Genomic DNA, 17,077 nt, shown 5'->3' on the forward strand with positions numbered 1-17,077 from the left:
AGCGTTCGTCCTGAGCCAGGATCAAACTCTCCAACAATGCTTTGTCAGAAAATCATCCCAGCAAAAACCCAACCAAAAGGCCAGGCACAAGCTCACTAGCATATTGAATCGGCACACTGTTGAGTTCTCAAACAACACACGCACACCCGTCACACGCTACAAGAGCTATGATCCGGGGGCTTGGGTCCTCGGTTTCGATTCGGATCGCTCCGAATCGCAGGCCACCCACTCTATCACTTGCGTGAGAGCTTGGTTCGCGACCCTCCGCCTGGCGCTCGTTCCCGGTGTTCTGGGCCCGTTCCGCGCTGGCAGAGAGAAAGTTACACGGAGGTGGAACGGGGGTTGAAAGCACCCCCCCTTAAGCACTGTTTTCGCTGGTCAGAGGGCAATTTCGAGGCCTGCCGTGGCGCGCTTGCCGCGACGCACCACGAGCCACCTGCCGTGCAGCAGGTCCTCCTTGGTGGGCCGCCACTCCTCGTCGGTCACTTTCTCGTTGTTCACGTACGCCCCGCCCTCGGCGACCGCGCGCCGCGCGGCACCCCGGCTCGGCGTGAGCCCCGACGCCACCAGCAGGTCGACGATGGTGGGCTCGTCCGACAGCCGGACGGACCCGGTGGGCGCCTCCGCCATGGCGGCGTTGAGGGTGCTCTCGTCGAGCTCCCGCAGGTCACCCCGGCCGAACAGCGCCTGGCTGGCCGCGATGACCTGCCCGGTCTCGTGGTCGCCATGGACGAGCCTGGTGAACTCCTCGGCGAGCCGGCGTTGCGCGGCCCGCAGGTGCGGCCGTTCCGCGGTGTCGAGCGCGAGCGCGTCGATCTCCTCACGAGGGAGGAACGTGAACGACCGCAGGTACCGGATGACGTCCGCGTCGCCGACGTTGACGAAGTACTGGTACCAGGCGTAGGGAGAGGTCAACGCCGGGTCGAGCCAGACATTCCCGCCCCCGGTCGACTTGCCGAACTTGCGCCCCTCGGCGTCGGTGACCAGCGGCGCGGTGAGCGCGTGCACCGACTCGCCGTCGATCCGGCGGACGAGCTCGACGCCGCCGATGATGTTGCCCCACTGGTCCGAGCCGCCGACCTGGAGCGAGCACCCGTGCATCCGGTGCAGCTGCAGGTAGTCGTAGGACTGCAGGAGCAGGTAGCTGAACTCGGTGTAGGACATGCCGTCGCCCTCGAGCCGGCGCTTGACCGTCTCCCTGGCGAGCATCACGTTGACCGAGAAGTGCTTGCCGACGTCGCGCAGGAACTCCAGCACCGGCATCGAGCCGGTCCAGTCCAGGTTGTTGGCCACGATCGCGCCGGTCGGCGAGCCGTCGAAGTCGACGAACCGCTCGAGCTGGCCGCGGATCCGCTCGACCCACTCGGCGACGACGTCCAGCGAGTTGAGCGTCCGCTCCCCCGTGTCACGCGGATCGCCGACCATGCCGGTGGCCCCGCCGGCCAGCACGATCGGCCGGTGCCCGGCGCGCTGGAAACGCGTCAGCATGAGCAGCGGCACCAGGTTGCCGGCATGCAGGCTGGGCGCGGTGGGGTCGAACCCGGCGTACAGCGTCTGCGGGCCGGCGTCCAGGTCCTTGCGCAGCGCGGACAGGTCGGTGGACTGCGCGATCAGCCCGCGCCAGGACAGCTCGTCGAGAATGTGCTCACTCACGATTCCCAATCCTCTCGTACGGGCCGGGTGCGAGGTCGCGCGAGTACCCTGATCTCGGGTGATGGTTGCCGCACAGGCAGCTCGGTCCGCGTGCGGAAAGGCTAGCGAGGCAGCCTCGGCACGGGCGAGCGCTTTTGCCTGGCCGCCTTGCCGCCGCGCCGGTAGGTGCTGACCGCCGGCGAGCCGTCCACCCAGAACCGCCACGGCACGTCCATCGCCACCGCCACGCCCACGCGAGGGCCGGTGCGGATCCGCGTGGGCGGTACCGGATCGCCGGCCAGCAGGCGGACCGGCGAGGCCGGGTCCGTCAGGTCGACGCCGTTGTGGCCACGCTCGAGGCCGAGCACGCCGGTGAGCCGGGCCGGGCCCTTGGCCAGCTCGGCGTCGCCGCGGGCGGTGGGGCGGCGCGACCTCGCCAACCCGATGCCGGCGACCACCTCGCCGGCGCGGAGCAGCACGGCGCCCGGCACGCCGTCGGTCAACGTGACGACGTTGGCGCAGAAGTGCATGCCGTAGACGAAGTAGACGTACAGGTGGCCGGCCGGCCCGAACATCACCTCGTTGCGTGGGGTGCGGCCGCGGTAGCAGTGCGACGCGGGGTCGTCGCCGCCGCGGTAGGCCTCCACCTCGGTGAGCCGGACCTGGACCTCGCCGGCCTCGAGCACGCACCCCAGGAGCAGCTTCGCGGCGTCGACCGGGTCGATCGCCAGCTCGTCGCGAGTGAGCTGCCGGCTCGGCTGATCAGAACCGGCGACGGACACGCGCCGAGCCTATACGGACACCAGCCGCCGCCGTTCCGCCCTCATCGCGGGCAGGTACAGCGGTGCCGCCGCGGCCAGCACCACCGCGCCGATCACCATGGCCGTACTCACCGAGGTGCCGGACGCGATCGCGGACAGCACGATCAGGCCGAGCGAGCCGCCCGGCTGGCCCACCATCGAGTTCACCGACATCACGGTCGACCGGTTCGGGCCATCGATCTCGCGGTGCAGCAAGGTCATGTGCACCGGATTGGCCGCGCCATGCACGGTGTATGCGGCCAGGTATCCGATGAGCACCCCGACCGGGCCGGCGAACAGGCCCATCCCCAGCACCGCCACGCCTTGGGCGATCCGCAGCGCTCCCGCGGTCATGGCGACCCCGAGCCGGGCGCTCACCAGCGGGATCAGCGCGGCGCCGGCGGCCGACGCCAGCCACGCGACAGATGTCGTCGGGCCGATTATCGCGACTGCGGCCTCGGGGCCACCGACGACTTCGGAGAGGCGCACCGGCATCAACGTCTCGAACGTGACCATGCCGAAGCCCCACAACAGCTCGACCGCGACGAGCCCCAGCAGGATCCGGGACCGGCGGACCACCCGCACGCCGTCGACGATCACCGTCGGCACGTCCCGCAGCGAAGCCAGCAGCGTGCGCCGGCCATCCGGGTGCGGCGGTTCCCGTACCAGCAGCACGATCGAGGCCAGCCCGGCGAGTTCCACCCCGAGCGCGAGCACGACCGGGAGCGCCAGCGTCTGCACGCCAGGCACCTCGACCCAGGCGACGATCCCGCCGGTGGCGAGCGCACCGGCGCCGATCGCGAGGCCGATCACGGTTCCGCCCGCGCTGAGCCCGCGCTCCAGCTTCGCCGACGGGTCGGCGGCGAGCGTGGCGTCGACGTACCACGACTCCAGCGGCCCGCTGTCCAGCGCGCGGTAGACGCCCTGCAGCATGGCGAAGACCGCGAACTCGGCGAACGAGTCGGCGACGAGGAGCAGCGACATCGAGCCGAGCGACACCACGGCCGCGAGCGCGAGGACCGGCCGACGGCCCCACGAGTCGGACAGCCCGCCGGTCGGCAGCTCCAACGCCAGCACGACGAAGCCCTGCAGGGACACCGCGAGCCCGAACTCGGCCAGTGTCAGGCCCCGGCTCAGCGCCAGCAGCACGCCGATGGGGATGCACAGGCCGACCGGGAACCAGCGCAACGCCAGCAGCACGAGGAAGCGGCGGTGCGCGTTCACGGCGCGTTCCGCGGGTCGGCGGGCATACCGACGACGTGCACCACGACCTGTTGGCTGCCCTCGCCCGGCGTCATCTCCCGGTAGCGCAGCAGCACCGCGTAGAGCTCGTGCATGAGCTCGTCCAGCTGCCCGGCGTCGACCGTCAGGATGGCGTCGGACATGCTGGCCGCGTCCTGCCACGCCTCGGGCCAGCGCGCACGCTCCTGTTCCCACTCTTCCGCGCGCTCGGCGAGATACCTGAGCTGCTGCTGGCGCAGCCAGCTCGCCGCGGCCTGCGCGTCGGGGTCGTCCGGATAGTCGGTGTTCCGCCAGCCGTGCGAGTCCTGGGCGGCAGCCCAGAAGCGCTGCTTCCCGGTCCCCTCCGCGGTCTCCTCGACGAGGCCGACCTCGGCCAGCTTGCGTAGGTGGTAGCTGGTGGCGCCGGTGTTGGTGTCCAGCCGTTCGGCGAGCGCGGTCGCGTTGGCGGCGCCGTGTAGGCGCAGCTCGCTGAGCAACCGGGAGCGGAGCGGGTGCGCGAGCACTCGCAGGGCGCGGCTGTCCAGCTCGATGTGCTTCATGCGTGCACATTAACTGTGCACATTAACTTTGCACAAGAATTATGCAGAACTATTGTGCAAACCAGTTCCGCACGTCGGCGAGCACGTCCGAGACCCGCGCCCGCTGCTCCGCGACGCGAACGGGCGCGGTCCCGCCGTACGCGTCCCGCGAGGCGATCGAGCCCTCGACCGTCAGCACGTCCCGGACCTCGGGCGACAGCGCGGGATGGACACCGGCGAGCTCGGAGTCGGTGAGCGACTCCAGGCCGACGCCACGCGACTCGGCGATCCGCACGCAGTCCCCCGCCGCCTCGTGCGCGACGCGGAACGGAATCCCTTGGCGCACCAGCCACTCCGCGATGTCGGTCGCGAGCGTGAACCCGGCCGGTGCCAGCGCGGCCATCCGGGCCGGGTCGAACCGCAGCGTGCCGATCATCCCGGCGATCGCGGGCAGCAGCAGGTCCAGCTGCTCGACCGAGTCGAACAGCGGCTCCTTGTCCTCCTGCAGGTCGCGGTTGTACGCGAGCGGCTGGGCCTTGAGCACCGCCAGCAGCCCGGTGAGGTTGCCGATCAGCCGGCCGGACTTGCCCCGGGTCAGCTCCGCGACGTCGGGGTTCTTCTTCTGCGGCATGATCGAGCTGCCGGTCGCCCAGGCGTCGTCGAGCACCGCGTAGCCGAACTCGGCCGTGGTCCAGATGATCACCTCCTCGGCGATCCTGGACAGGTTCACCCCGAGCATCGCCAGGCAGAACGCCAGCTCCGCGGCGAAGTCGCGGGACGCCGTGCCATCGATCGAGTTCTCCACCGGAGCGTCGAACCCCAGCTCGGCGGCCACCGCGGCCGGGTCGAGACCGAGCGAGGACCCGGCGAGCGCGCCCGACCCGTACGGCGAGACGGCCGCCCGCCGGTCCCAGTCGCGCAGCCGGTCCACGTCCCGCAGCAGCGACTGGACGTGCGCCAGCAGGTGGTGCGCGAGCAGCACCGGCTGGGCGTGCTGCAGGTGGGTCCGGCCCGGCATGACCGCGTCCGGGTGCTGGTCCACCTGGTGCAGCAGCGCCTCGACGACGTCGACGACCCCGGCCGCGACCCCGCGCGCGCTGTCCCGCAGCCACATCCGGAACAGCGCCGCCACCTGGTCGTTGCGGGACCGGCCGGCCCTGAGCTTGCCGCCCAGGTCCGGCCCGGCCCGCTCGATGAGGCCCCGCTCGAGCGCGGTGTGCACGTCCTCGTCGGCCACCGTCGGGGTGAACGCGCCGGACTCGACGTCGGCCGCGAGCCGGTCCAGCGCGGTGAGCATGCCGGCGAGCTCGTCGTCGGTGAGCAGCTTGGCTTGGTGCAGCACGCGGGCGTGGGCCCGGGAGCCGGCGATGTCGTAGGGCGCGAGCCGCCAGTCGAAGTGCGTCGACGCGGACAGCGCCGCCATCGCCTCGGCCGGCCCCGACGCGAACCGGCCGCCCCAGAGCTTGGTGGGCTCAGGCATGGTGGTGCAGGTCGCGCCGCGAGGCGATCTTCGACGGCAGGCCCCACAGCTGCACGAAGCCCTTGGCCAGCGACTGGTCGAACGTGTCGCCCTCGTCGTAGGTGGCCAGGTTGAAGTCGTACAGCGACTGCTCGCTGCGCCGCCCGGTGACCACCGCGCGGCCGCCGTGCAGGGTCAGCCGGATGTCGCCGCTGACGTGCTCCTGGGTCTTGGCGATGAACGTGTCCAGCGCGTCCTTGAGCGGGGAGAACCACAGGCCGTCGTAGACCAGCTCGGTCCAGCGCTGCTCGACCTGGCGCTTGAACCGGGCGAGGTCGCGCTCGACGGTGACGTTCTCCAGCTCCTGGTGCGCGGCGATCAACGCGAGCGCGCCCGGTGCCTCGTAGACCTCGCGGCTCTTGATGCCGATCAGCCGGTCCTCGACCATGTCCAGCCGGCCGACACCCTGCGCGCCGGCCCGCCGGTTGAGCTGCTGGATCGCCTGCAGCACGGTGACCGTCTCGCCGTCGATCGCGACCGGGACGCCCTTGTCGAAGGTGATGATCAGCTCGTCGGCGTCGCGCGGCTGGGCCGGGTCGTCGGTGTAGGAGTAGACGTCCTCGATGGGCGCGTTCCAGATGTCCTCGAGGAAGCCGGTCTCCACCGCGCGGCCCCAGACGTTCTGGTCGACCGAGTACGGCGAGGACTTGGTCTGGTCGATGGGCAGCTGACGCTCGTGCGCGTACGCGATGGCCTTCTCGCGGGTCCAGGCGAAGTCCCGGACCGGCGCGATGACCTTGAGGTCGGGGGCGAGCGCGCCGATGCCGACCTCGAAGCGGACCTGGTCGTTGCCCTTGCCGGTGCAGCCGTGCGACACCGTCGAGGCGCCGTGGTACTTGGCGGCCTCGACGAGGTGCTTGACGATCACCGGCCGGGACAGCGCGGAGACCAGCGGGTAGCGGTCCATGTAGAGCGCGTTGGCCTGCAGCGCGGGCAGGCAGTAGTGGTCGGCGAACTCCTCGCGGGCGTCGGTGACGACGGCCTCGACCGCGCCGCAGTCCAGCGCCCGCTTGCGGATGGTGTCGAGGTCCTCGCCGCCCTGGCCGACGTCGACCGCGACGGCCACCACCTCCGCGCCGGTCTCCTCGGCGATCCAACCGATCGCCACGGACGTGTCCAGGCCGCCCGAGTAGGCGAGGACGATCCGCTCAGTCATGGTGTTTCTCCTTCGTGTTCCAAGTCTGTTCGTGCGGCCAGCGCGGTGAAGCGCTCGGCGAGGTCCTTGCCGGACAGTGGCTCCCGGGCGATGACCATCACCGTGTCGTCGCCGGCGATGGTGCCGACGACCTCGTGCAGGGCGGCCCGGTCGATCGCGCTGGCGAGGAACTGCGCGGCACCGGGCGGGGTTCGCAACACGGTCAGGTTGGCCGAGCAGTCCGCGGACACGAGCAGCTCGGCCAGCAGCCGGGCCAGGCGCGACGTGCCACCCTGCACGCCGCGGACCGGGCTGCCGTCCTCCGGGATGACGTACACGGCGGCGCCGCCGTCGACGCCCCGCAGCTTCACCGCGCCCAGCTCGTCGAGGTCGCGCGACAGCGTGGCCTGGGTGACCTCGATGCCCTCCCCCGCGAGGAGCTTGGCGAGCTCGGTCTGGCTGCGGATGCCCATCGCGGCCACCAGCTCGACGATCCGCGCCTGGCGCGCGACCCGGGTGGGGTTGTTCGCCGCGGTGGTCATGGCTGCTCCCCCACCAGCCACGCGAGCAGCGCCTTCTGGCTGTGCAGCCGGTTCTCCGCCTCGTCCCACACCGCGCTCGCCGGCCCGTCGAGCACCTCGTCGGTGATCTCCGCGCCGCGGTGCGCGGGCAGGCAGTGCAGCACGATCGCGCCCGGCGCGGCGCGGCTGAGCAGCTCGGCATTGACCTGGTACGGCCGGAACGGCGACACCCGGTCCTTGCCGTCGTTCTCCTGGCCCATCGACGTCCACGCGTCGGTGACGAGCACGTCCGAGCCGTCGACCGCCGCGTGCGGGTCGGCCATCAGCGCGACGCTGCCGCCGGTCTCCTCGGCGCGGTGCTTGGCGTCGAGCAGCACCTCGCCGTGCGGGCCGAACCCCTCGGGGTTGGCGATCCGCACGTGCATGCCCGCGGTGGTGCCGCCGAGCAACAGCGAGTGGGCCATGTTGTTGGCGCCGTCGCCGAGGTAGGTGAGCGTGCGGCCGGTCAGCCGGCCGTGCCGCTCGCGGATGGTCTGCAGGTCGGCGAGGACCTGGCACGGGTGGAACTCGTTGGTGAGCGCGTTGACCACGGGGACGCGGGACGCCGAGGCCATCGTGGTCATCCGGGCCTGCGCGTAGGTCCGCCACACGACGGCGTCGACGTAGCGGGACAGCACGCGCGAGGTGTCCTCGATGGTCTCCTCGCGGCCGAGCTGCATGGTGCGCCCGTCGATCACGATGGGCTGGCCGCCGAGCTGGCCGATGCCGACCTCGAACGAGAGCCGGGTGCGCGTGGAGTTCTTCTCGAAGATCGTCGCGACCGACTTTCCCGCCAGGGCGCGGAAGCCGAGCCGGTCGGCCTTCATCCGGTCGGCCAGGTCGAGCACCGCCGTCTGCTCGGCCGGGGACACGTCGTCGTCGCGGAGGAAGTGGCGCGCCATGTCAGGACTCCTTCGCGGCGTCGAGGACCTGCGGCAGCGCCGCGAGGAAGGCGTGCACGTCGTCGGTGTCGATGATCAGCGGCGGGGCGAGGCGGACCGTGTCCGGCTGGACCGGGTTGACGAGGTAGCCCGCCTTCTCCGCCGCGCCCGCGACCGTGGCCGACACCGGCGCGGCCAGCTCGATGCCGAGCAGCAGGCCCGCCCCGCGCACCTCGGTGACCAGCGGGTGGCCGAGCGCCTCGACGCCGGCCACGATCTCCTTGCCGAGCGCGGCGGCCTGCTCGCACAGGCCCTCGGCGGCGATCGTGCGCAGCACCGCGAGGCCGGCCGCGCACGCGATCGGGTTGCCGCCGAACGTGGTGCCGTGGTGGCCGGGCTTGAGCAGGTCCGCGGCCGCGCCGACGCCGATGCACGCGCCGAGCGGCAGGCCGCCGCCGAGGCCCTTGGCCAGCGTGATCACGTCCGGGGTGATGCCGGCCTGGTGGAAGGCGAACCAGCTGCCGAGCCGGCCCACACCGGTCTGCACCTCGTCGAGCACGAGCAGCGCGCCGGCCGTGCTGGTGATCTCGCGGGCGGCCTGGAGGTAGCCGCCGGGCGCCGGGTGGACGCCGCCCTCGCCGAGGACCGGCTCGAGGAACACCGCGGCGGTGTCGCCGTCGACGGCGGCGCGCAGCGCGTCGACGTCGCCGAACGGGACGTGGGTGACGGTGGGCAGCAGCGGCTCGAACGGGGTCCGCTTGGCCGGCTGGCCGGTGACCGTGAGCGCGCCCATCGTGCGGCCGTGGAACGCGCCGGCGCAGGCGACGAGCTTGGTACGGCCGGTGAGCCGGGAGAGCTTCACCGCGGCCTCGACGGCCTCCGCGCCGGAGTTCGCGAAGAGGACCTTGGCCTGGCCGGTGAGGCCGGCGACGTCGAGCAGCGTCTCGGCGAGCTCGACGGCGACGGGGTTGACGTAGAGGTTCGAGGTGTGGCCGAGGGTCGCGACCTGCCGGGTGACCGCCTCGACGACGGCCGGGTGGGCGTGGCCGAGCGCGTTGACCGCGATGCCGCCGACGAGGTCGAGGTAGCGGTTGCCGTCGGCGTCCCAGACGTACGCGCCCTCGCCGCGCACCAGGGTGAGCGCCGGCGTGCCGTAGTTGTCCATGAAGGCGGACCGCCACCTGGCCTGACCGTCTACATTGGAGCCAATCATTCGGGAACTCCCGTGTGCTCGATGGTTTCGCTCCGCTCCTCCGCTACTAACCGTCTTCCCTCCTCCCGTGCTCGTCAGTCCAGACGGCGAACGCTCTGTCACTCCCGCTCACAGTGCTGAACTGTTCGCTTCGCTCCTCCGCTACTCGCCGTCTTCCCTCCTCCCGTGCTCGGCGCTGACGCGCCTGCGCGCGCTCGTCAGTCCAGACGGCGAACGCTACGTCGCTCCCGCTCACGTGCCCGGCAGCACCATCGTGCCGACTCCGTGGCTGGTGAAGACCTCCAGCAACACGGAGTGGGCGAGCCGCCCGTCGATCACGTGGGCACGCGGCACGCCGCCCCGCACCGCGGCGAGGCACGCCTCCATCTTCGGGATCATCCCGCTGGCGAGGCTCGGCAGCAGCTGCTCGAGCTCGTCGGCGTGGATGAGGTTGAGCAGCGAGTCCCTGTTCGGCCAGTCGGCGTAGAGGCCCTCGACATCGGTGAGCATCACCAGCTTCTCGGCGTCCAGGGCGACCGCGATCGCGGCGGCCGCGGTGTCGGCGTTGACGTTGTGCGCCAGGCCGTCCGTGTCCGGGGCCACCGTTGACACCACGGGGATCCGCCCGGCGTGGACGATGTCTAGCACCGCGTCCGGGTTCACCGCGACGACCTCGCCGACGAGCCCGAGGTCGACGACCTCACCGTCCACAGTGGCCGTCCGGCGCCGGGCGGTGAGCAGTCCCGCGTCCTCGCCGGAGATGCCGACCGCGTAGGGGCCGTGCGCGTTGATGAGGCCGACGAGCTCGCGGCTGACCTGCCCGGTGAGGACCATGCGGACGACGTCCATGGTCTCCGGCGTGGTGACCCGCAGGCCGGCCTTGAACTCGCCGGGGATGCCGAGCCGCTCGAGCATGGCGGTGATCTGCGGGCCGCCGCCGTGCACGACGACCGGGTGCAGGCCGGCGAGCTTGAGGAACACCATGTCCTGGGCGAAGGCGGCCTTGAGGGTGTCGTCGACCATCGCGTTGCCGCCGTACTTGACCACGACGGTGGCGCCGTGGAAGCGCTGCAGCCACGGCAGTGCCTCGACGAGCACGGCGGCCTTCTCAGCGGCCTCGGCGCGTTCCAGTGCCTCGTTGGGGATCATGTGGAGTAGGCGCTGTTCTCTTCGACGTAGCCGTGCGAGAGGTCGGTGGTGAGCACCGTCGCCTCGCCGTCGCCGGCGTGCAGGTGGACCTCGACGCCGATGTCGCGGCCGGTGAGGTCGGCCTTCGCGCGGTCCTCGCCCTTGCCGCCGCCCCGGCACACCTCGACGCCGTTGATCGTGATGTCGAGCTTGCCCGGGTCGAAGTCGGTGGGCGCGTTGCCGACGGCCATGGCGATGCGGCCCCAGTTGGGGTCGGAGCCGAAGAACGCGGTCTTGCAGAGGTTGTCGTTGGCGATCACCTTGGCGGCGGCGTGCGCCTCCGCGTCGGTCGCCGCGCCGCGGACGGTGATCGTGACGTGCTTGGTGGCGCCCTCCGCGTCGGCCAAGAGCTGGTCGACGAGGTCCTGGCAGACCTTCGTGAGCACGTCGGTGAAGTTCGCCGGGGTCGTGCCGGACGCGCCCGAGCAGAGCAGGAGCACGGTGTCGTTGGTGGAGGTGCCACCGTCGACGTCGAGCCGGTTGAAGGTGGCGTCGACGGCCTGCCGCAGCGCCTCGTCCGCGTCGGCCGGCACCGCGTCGGTGGTGAGGACGGCGAGCATGGTGGCCATGTTGGGCGCGCACATGCCGGCGCCCTTGGCGAAGCCGCCGACCGTCCAGCCGTCCTGTGTGGACCGTGCGTGCTTCGGGACGGTGTCGGTGGTCATCACCGCGGTGGCGGCGTCGACGCCGGCCTCGTGGGTGTCCGCCAGCCGCGTGACCGCACTGTCCACACCGGACTTGAGCTTGTCCATCGGGAGGCGCTCGCCGATGAGGCCGGTCGAGCAGACGGCGACGTCGATCGCGCCGACGCCCAGCTTCTCCGCGACGTACTCGGCGGTGGCGTGGGTGTCCTGGAAGCCCTCGGGGCCGGTGCAGGCGTTGGCGCCGCCCGAGTTGAGGACGACGGCCTTCACCCGGCCGGTCCTGAGCACCTCCCGCGACCAGAGGACGGGAGCGGCCTTGACCTTGTTCCTGGTGAACACGCCGGCGGCGACGTCGAGCGGCCCGTCGTTGACCACGAGCGTGACGTCCTTGGCGCCGCTGGACTTGATGCCCGCGGCGACGCCGGCGGACCGGAAACCCTTGGGCGCGTTAATGGTCACGGTGCCACTCCCACGGTCGTCAGGCCGGTCGTCTCGGGCAGGCCGAGTGCGATGTTCATCGACTGGACCGCGGCGCCCGCGGTCCCCTTGGTGAGGTTGTCCAGCGCGGTGACGGCGACGAGCCGGTGGGCGTCGGCGTCGACGGTCACCCGGAGGTGGACCGCGTTGGAGCCGAGCGTGGCGGCGGTGGCGGGCCAGCCGTCCTCGAGGACGTGGACGAAGGGCTCGTCGGCGTAGGCCTTGCGGTACGCCGTGGCGGCCGTCTCGGTGTCCACGCCCGGCTTCGCGGGCGCGGACGCCGTGGTGAGGATGCCGCGCGACATGGGCGCGAGGACCGGGGTGAAGGAGACCGTCGGCCGGTGGCCGGTCACCGCGGTGAGGTTCTGGATGATCTCCGGCGTGTGCCGGTGCGCGCCGCCGACCCCGTAGGCGCTGGCCGAGCCCATGACCTCGGAGCCGAGCAGGTGCGGCTTGGGTGCCTTGCCCGCGCCGGAGGTGCCGCTGACCGCCACGACGACGACGTCCGGCTCGACCAGCCCGGCGGCGAGCGCCGGGGCGAGCGCGAGGGCGGCGCCGGTCGGGTAGCAGCCCGGGACGGCGACCCTGCGCGTGCCGACCAGCTTCGCGCGGGCGCCCGGCAGCTCGGGCAGACCGTAGGGCCACGGGTGGGCGTGGTCGCCGCCGTACCAGCGCGCCCAGTCCTGTGTGTCGGTCAGCCGGTGGTCCGCGCCGCAGTCGATGACGAGCGTGTCGTCGTCCAGCTGCGCGGCGAGCTCCGCGGAGTGCCCGTGCGGCAGCGCGAGGAAGACGACGTCGTGGCCGGCGAGGGCCTCGGCCGTGGTCTCGCCGAGCACCCGGTCGGCGAGCGGGACGAGGTGCGGCTGGAGCGACCCGAGCGTCGCGCCGGCGTTGCCGCCCGCGGTGAGCGCCCCGATCTCCACCTCGGGATGCCCGAGGAGAAGCCGAAGCAGCTCACCCCCCGCATACCCGGAGGCCCCGCCGACCGCGATCCGCACCGTCACCTGGATGATTATGCACGGCTATGCAAGATCACTCAAACCGGTTGGGGACCCTCGGCCGTGTTCTCGGCCACCTTCTCCAGCATGTCGAGCGCCTCGGTCACGGCGACCAGGTATCCGGCGAACTCGTACCGGGCCGCCGAGGTCAGCTTGGACCAGGCCGGGGACACGTCGACCGTGCCCCGGGACTCCTGGTCGAAGGCGTCCAGGACCGTGTCCGGGAGGAAGCGGTACGGGGCGCCCGGCGAGCGGGTCCAGCGGCGCAGCAGCGCGCCGGACACCGTCGTGTGCAGGGCCACCAGGCGGTTGCGGCGCAGGGCGACCGTCAGCTCGTTGGTGAGGTCGGTCAGGCCCTCGTCGACCCAGCGGGGGCTCTGCCAGCGCTGCCGGACGGCGACGTAGAGGTCGTCGAAGCCCAGGTCGGACAGGGTGCCCAGGTCGTCGATGTGGTTCTCGCCGGTCACGGTCCGCTCGCCGTGGACGCGGACCGCGTGCGCCCGGCCCGGGTCGGACAGGGTGTCGCGCAGGAACACGCACAGGTCGTCGAAGGCGCCGGCGTCCGTCCGGTCGTCGGATGGGTCGTGGCACTCCAGCACCGTCACGGCGAAGTGGGGACTGAGACCCGCCAGGGGCGGCACGCCGGAGCTCGCGTTGTTCGTCATGATCAGGTCCTCGCCTCATGCTCGCGTTGGCGCCCAGCATGGGGTGCGGGCCTGCACCAGGCCTGGACCAGACCTGCACCGAACGGCGGCGGGCGCCCCGGCCGGTTCGGCCGGGGCGCCCGTCTGTTCGGTTGTTCGGTGTTCAGGCGGGGAGTCAGCGCGGGATCGCGGCCGCGGCCAGCTCCTTGCGCAGGTCGGTAGCGGTACTCGTCGTGGACGCGGCCCGCTTGTCGACCGTCGCGCCGGCCGGCACCGGCTGCGGCACCGGGTCGCACTGGACGTCCGACCGGTTGCCGGACTTGCGCTGCGGCAGCGCACCCGTCTTCAGGTACTCGATGATGATGCTGTCGGTGCACTCCACGCCGGACAGCGAGCCGGAGTGGGTGGTGCCGCCGACGCCCTCGATGAGCACCGACTTCGGGAAGCGCTTCCGCACCTCGAGCGCGCCGGGGTACGGCGTGGCCGAGTCGTTCGTCTCGTTGATCAGCAGGGCGCCCTTCACCTTGCTGCCGTCGACGTTGATCGGCCTGCTCGACTTGCCCGGCCAGTACAGGCACGGACCGTTGAACCACGCGTTACCCCAAGTGGTGAACGGTGCGCGCACGTGGGTGATCCAGTTGTCGAGCCGGTAGCGGTTGATGCTGGTGGGCCACTTGGCGTCGGTGCAGATGACGGCCAGGTAGATCGCGTGACCGTTGTCGGCGAACGGCGGGGTGCCGTACAGGTCGCGCAGGGTCTGCCAGTCGCCCTTGTGCACGTAGCCGGAGAAGGCGTTGGCCACGTCCTCCCAGCCGTACACGTAGTACGCGGCCTGCAGGAAGATGTCGGTCCACTCGTCCGGCCCGACGACGCCGCCCGCGGGCTGGCGCACCAGCTTGGCCAGCTCGCTGTAGTACAGCTTCTCGACGGCCTTGCCGGTGGTGCCGAGGTGGTAGACGCTGTCGTACTTGGCGACCCAGTCGAAGTAGATCTTGATATTGCGGTCGAACGCGAGGTCCTGGTCGATGTTCGAGTCATACCAGATCCGGGTCGGGTCGACGTTGCCGTCGAAGACCATGCGCCGGAGCTTGTCCGGGAACATCGTGGCGTACACCTGACCGAGGTAGGTGCCGTAGGAGAACCCGTAGTAGTTGATCTGCGGGGCCCCCAGCGCCTTGCGGATGCTGTCCATGTCCTTGGCGGCTTCGACCGTGGTCATGTGGTCGAGCAGCTTCTGGCCGCCGTTCGCCAGGCACGCGTCCGCGTAGTCCTTCGACCGCTGCAGCCAGGTCTGCTCGAGCCCAGGCGTGATCGGCACGTAGAACGGCCGGTTGTAGCCGTCGACGTCGGGGATGCAGCTCAGTGCGGGCTGGCTGGAGCCGACGCCACGCGGGTCGAAGCCGACCCAGTCGTAGCTGTCCCCGGCGCCGTTCGGGAGGAAGAAGTCGCCGAAGAGCGCGTAGATCAGCCCGGAGCCGCCGGGGCCACCCGGGTTCACGAGCGCCGGACCCTGGTACTGGGAGTCGGGAGTCTTGTGGCGCATCCGCGAGACGGCGAGCTTGATCTTGTCGCCGGTCGGCTTGGCGTAGTCGAGGGGTACCTCGACGAAGCCACACTGCGCACCCGCCTTAGCGAGCCTCGGGTTGGCACATTCACCCCACTGGACGGCCTTGGGGGTGAATTCCGGCGCGTGCTGCGCCGGCTTGGCCGACTCGGCGTTAGCGAGCGGAGCAACGATCACTCCACTGAGTACAACTCCCGCCGCCGCGACCACGGCAACGAATCTGTTCACTTTGCCCCTTTTCCTCTACTTGTCGCCGCTTGGATCCGTGCAGATCAAGGACACCGCAAGAGCCTGCCGTCGGCCACCGGGATCCGGAATAGGCCGATCGTCGATTTATGAGATCGTGACCGCACTCAGCGCAACCTACCGGTTACCAGGCACAACGTTTTTGTCGGTGCCCCCGCGTACCTTCCGTGCCATGACCGACACGCACGCAACCGCAGCCCCCGCCGCCGCCCTCGTCCACGCGGTCCGCACCGGCCTGGCCGAGCTCGCCGATCCCCGCAAGGCCCCGGACATGCAGCGGTACATGAAGTCCGACATGCCTTTCCGCGGGGTGCCCACGCCCGAGCGCCGGGCGCTCGGGCGGCGACTGTTCGCCGAGTACCCGCTGTCCGATGTGGACGCATGGCGGGCCACGGTGCTGTCGCTGTGGCGCGAGGCGTCGTTCCGCGAGGAGCGCTACCTGGCACTCGACCTCACTGGCCATCGGCGCTATGCCGATTGGCAGACGCCCCTGCTCTTACCGATGTACGAGGAGCTCATCGTCACCGGCGCGTGGTGGGACTTCGTCGACGAGCTGGCCAGCCGCCGGATCGGCCCGTTACTGCGGGCCCACCGCGCCACGGTCACGCCCGTGATGCAGCGGTGGGCCAACGACCCCCACCTGTGGCGCCGCCGCACGTCGATCATCTGCCAGCTCGGGTCCAAGGAGGACACCGACACCGATCTGCTCATCCACTGCATCGAGGCCAACCTCCACGACCGTGACTTCTTCATCCGCAAGGGCATCGGCTGGGCGTTGCGCCAGTTCGCCCACGTCGAGCCGGCCTGGGTGCGCAACTTCGTCGACGGCCATCCCACGCTGTCGCCGCTGTCCAGAAAGGAGGCCATGAAGCACAGCTGAATACCGGTTGCGCGGTCCCGGCAGGATGGTGGCATGCCGCCGGACGGACCCAACACCCGCGCCTCGCTCGCCGCCGACCTCACCAGGCTCGGCCTGCGCGAGGCCGACATGGTGCTGGTGCACGCCTCGCTCAGCTCGCTGGGCTGGGTGTGTGGTGGCGCGGTCGCGGTGGTGCAGGCGCTGGTGGACGTCCTCGGGTCCACGGGCACGCTGGTGGTCCCCACCCAGACCATGGGCAACTCGGACCCTCGGCACTGGTCGAGACCGGCGGTGCCCGAGGCGTGGTGGCCGGCCATCCGGGAGACGATGCCGGCGTTCGATCCGCGGATCACGCCGAGCGTCGGCTTGGGCGCGGTCGCCGAGCTGGTCCGCCAGTGGCCGGGTGCGGTGCGCAGTGACCATCCGCAGGCGTCGTTCGCTGCCGTGGGTGCGCGGGCGGCCGAGCTGATGGCGGAGCACCGGCTGGACAGTCACCTGGGTGAGGGCTCGCCGCTGGCGGCGCTGGAGCGTGCCGGGGCAAGGGTGCTGCTGCTCGGGGTGGGGTTCGACGTGTGCACGGCGTTCCACCTGGCCGAGTACCGCGTGCCCATGCCCAAGACGGAGTTCGGCGCCGCGGTCCGCACGCCCGACGGTGGGCGCCGGTGGGTCACGTACACGGACGTGGCCACCGACAGCGACGACTTCGCCGACCTGGGCGAGGACTTCGAACGCACAGGCGCGGTGACGAGGTCCCTGGTGGGCGAGGCGACGAGCCGCCTGTTCGCCGCGGACAAGGCCATCGCCCACGCGGTGGCCTGGCTCCCCCTGAACCGCAAACCCACCTGACCCGACGGCACCCGGCCCCCGAGGGCGAGGGCGCGGCCACGCGACGCCCGACAGCGGCACCCGCGACAATGGCAACCGAAGGCGACAGCCCGACCGCGATGGACCGGCGGCCCGAAGCGGCCCGGCGCAGTC

General features: G+C 71.3%; 16 protein-coding genes. 2 read left to right on the forward strand and 14 right to left on the reverse strand.

Going from position 1 to position 17,077, the window contains the following annotated elements; translation table 11 throughout:
- Positions 1-378: 378 nt before the first annotated feature.
- The 14 genes from tyrS to VGD70_RS20205 form a co-directional block, all read right to left on the reverse strand.
- Positions 379-1,653 carry a tyrosine--tRNA ligase gene (tyrS, locus tag VGD70_RS20140; RefSeq protein WP_331083534.1) on the reverse strand — a complete coding sequence of 425 codons (1,275 nt, stop codon included), beginning with the start codon at positions 1,651-1,653 and terminating at the stop codon, positions 379-381.
- Between the two features lie 101 nt (positions 1,654-1,754).
- A complete protein-coding gene (locus VGD70_RS20145; RefSeq protein WP_331083536.1) occupies positions 1,755-2,414 on the reverse strand; it encodes a DNA-3-methyladenine glycosylase in 660 nt (219 codons plus the stop codon).
- Positions 2,415-2,423: 9 nt separating this feature from the next.
- Positions 2,424-3,656, reverse strand: a complete 1,233-nt coding sequence (locus VGD70_RS20150; RefSeq protein WP_331083538.1) for an MFS transporter — start codon at positions 3,654-3,656, stop codon at positions 2,424-2,426.
- Complete coding sequence (locus VGD70_RS20155; protein ID WP_331083539.1) at positions 3,653-4,213, reverse strand: ArsR/SmtB family transcription factor; 561 nt, start codon at positions 4,211-4,213, stop codon at positions 3,653-3,655. Before VGD70_RS20155 ends, VGD70_RS20150 begins: the two co-directional genes overlap by 4 nt.
- Before the next feature lie 49 nt (positions 4,214-4,262).
- Positions 4,263-5,672, reverse strand: a complete 1,410-nt coding sequence (gene argH / locus VGD70_RS20160; RefSeq protein WP_331083541.1) for an argininosuccinate lyase — start codon at positions 5,670-5,672, stop codon at positions 4,263-4,265.
- Positions 5,665-6,867 (reverse strand): argininosuccinate synthase, encoded by a 1,203-nt coding sequence (locus VGD70_RS20165; RefSeq protein WP_331083543.1) that lies wholly within the window; start codon positions 6,865-6,867, stop codon positions 5,665-5,667. Before VGD70_RS20165 ends, argH begins: the two co-directional genes overlap by 8 nt.
- Entirely contained in the window at positions 6,864-7,388 is a 525-nt protein-coding gene (locus tag VGD70_RS20170; RefSeq protein ID WP_331083545.1) for an arginine repressor, read from the reverse strand. The genes VGD70_RS20165 and VGD70_RS20170 overlap by 4 nt, the downstream gene beginning before the upstream one ends.
- On the reverse strand, positions 7,385-8,308 hold the full coding sequence (argF, locus tag VGD70_RS20175; protein WP_331083546.1) for an ornithine carbamoyltransferase: 924 nt from the start codon (positions 8,306-8,308) through the stop codon (positions 7,385-7,387). The genes VGD70_RS20170 and argF overlap by 4 nt, the downstream gene beginning before the upstream one ends.
- 1 nt (position 8,309) lies before the next feature.
- Positions 8,310-9,452 carry an acetylornithine transaminase gene (locus VGD70_RS20180; protein ID WP_414638003.1) on the reverse strand — a complete coding sequence of 381 codons (1,143 nt, stop codon included), beginning with the start codon at positions 9,450-9,452 and terminating at the stop codon, positions 8,310-8,312.
- A 279-nt stretch (positions 9,453-9,731) separates the two neighbouring features.
- Positions 9,732-10,628: an acetylglutamate kinase gene (argB, locus tag VGD70_RS20185; protein WP_331083550.1), complete on the reverse strand. Its 897-nt coding sequence runs from the start codon at positions 10,626-10,628 to the stop codon at positions 9,732-9,734.
- On the reverse strand, positions 10,625-11,770 hold the full coding sequence (argJ, locus tag VGD70_RS20190; RefSeq protein WP_331083552.1) for a bifunctional glutamate N-acetyltransferase/amino-acid acetyltransferase ArgJ: 1,146 nt from the start codon (positions 11,768-11,770) through the stop codon (positions 10,625-10,627). The genes argB and argJ overlap by 4 nt, the downstream gene beginning before the upstream one ends.
- Entirely contained in the window at positions 11,767-12,792 is a 1,026-nt protein-coding gene (gene argC / locus VGD70_RS20195) for an N-acetyl-gamma-glutamyl-phosphate reductase (RefSeq protein WP_331083554.1), read from the reverse strand. The genes argJ and argC overlap by 4 nt, the downstream gene beginning before the upstream one ends.
- Positions 12,793-12,824: 32 nt before the next feature.
- Positions 12,825-13,451 carry a hypothetical protein gene (locus VGD70_RS20200; protein WP_331083557.1) on the reverse strand — a complete coding sequence of 209 codons (627 nt, stop codon included), beginning with the start codon at positions 13,449-13,451 and terminating at the stop codon, positions 12,825-12,827.
- Positions 13,452-13,605: 154 nt separating this feature from the next.
- Positions 13,606-15,222, reverse strand: coding sequence for an alpha/beta fold hydrolase (locus VGD70_RS20205; RefSeq protein ID WP_331083559.1), 1,617 nt, complete (start codon positions 15,220-15,222; stop codon positions 13,606-13,608).
- 190 nt (positions 15,223-15,412) lie between these two features.
- Here VGD70_RS20205 and VGD70_RS20210 point away from each other — a divergent pair, with 190 nt between their 5' ends.
- Complete coding sequence (locus VGD70_RS20210) at positions 15,413-16,120, forward strand: DNA alkylation repair protein (RefSeq protein ID WP_331083561.1); 708 nt, start codon at positions 15,413-15,415, stop codon at positions 16,118-16,120.
- 33 nt (positions 16,121-16,153) lie between these two features.
- The gene (locus VGD70_RS20215; protein WP_331083563.1) at positions 16,154-16,945 is read left to right on the forward strand and encodes an AAC(3) family N-acetyltransferase; all 792 of its coding nucleotides are present in this window, start codon (positions 16,154-16,156) and stop codon (positions 16,943-16,945) included.
- Positions 16,946-17,077 lie beyond the last annotated feature (132 nt).

The organism is Actinophytocola sp., from assembly GCF_036402745.1.
GTDB lineage: Bacteria > Actinomycetota > Actinomycetes > Mycobacteriales > Pseudonocardiaceae > Actinophytocola.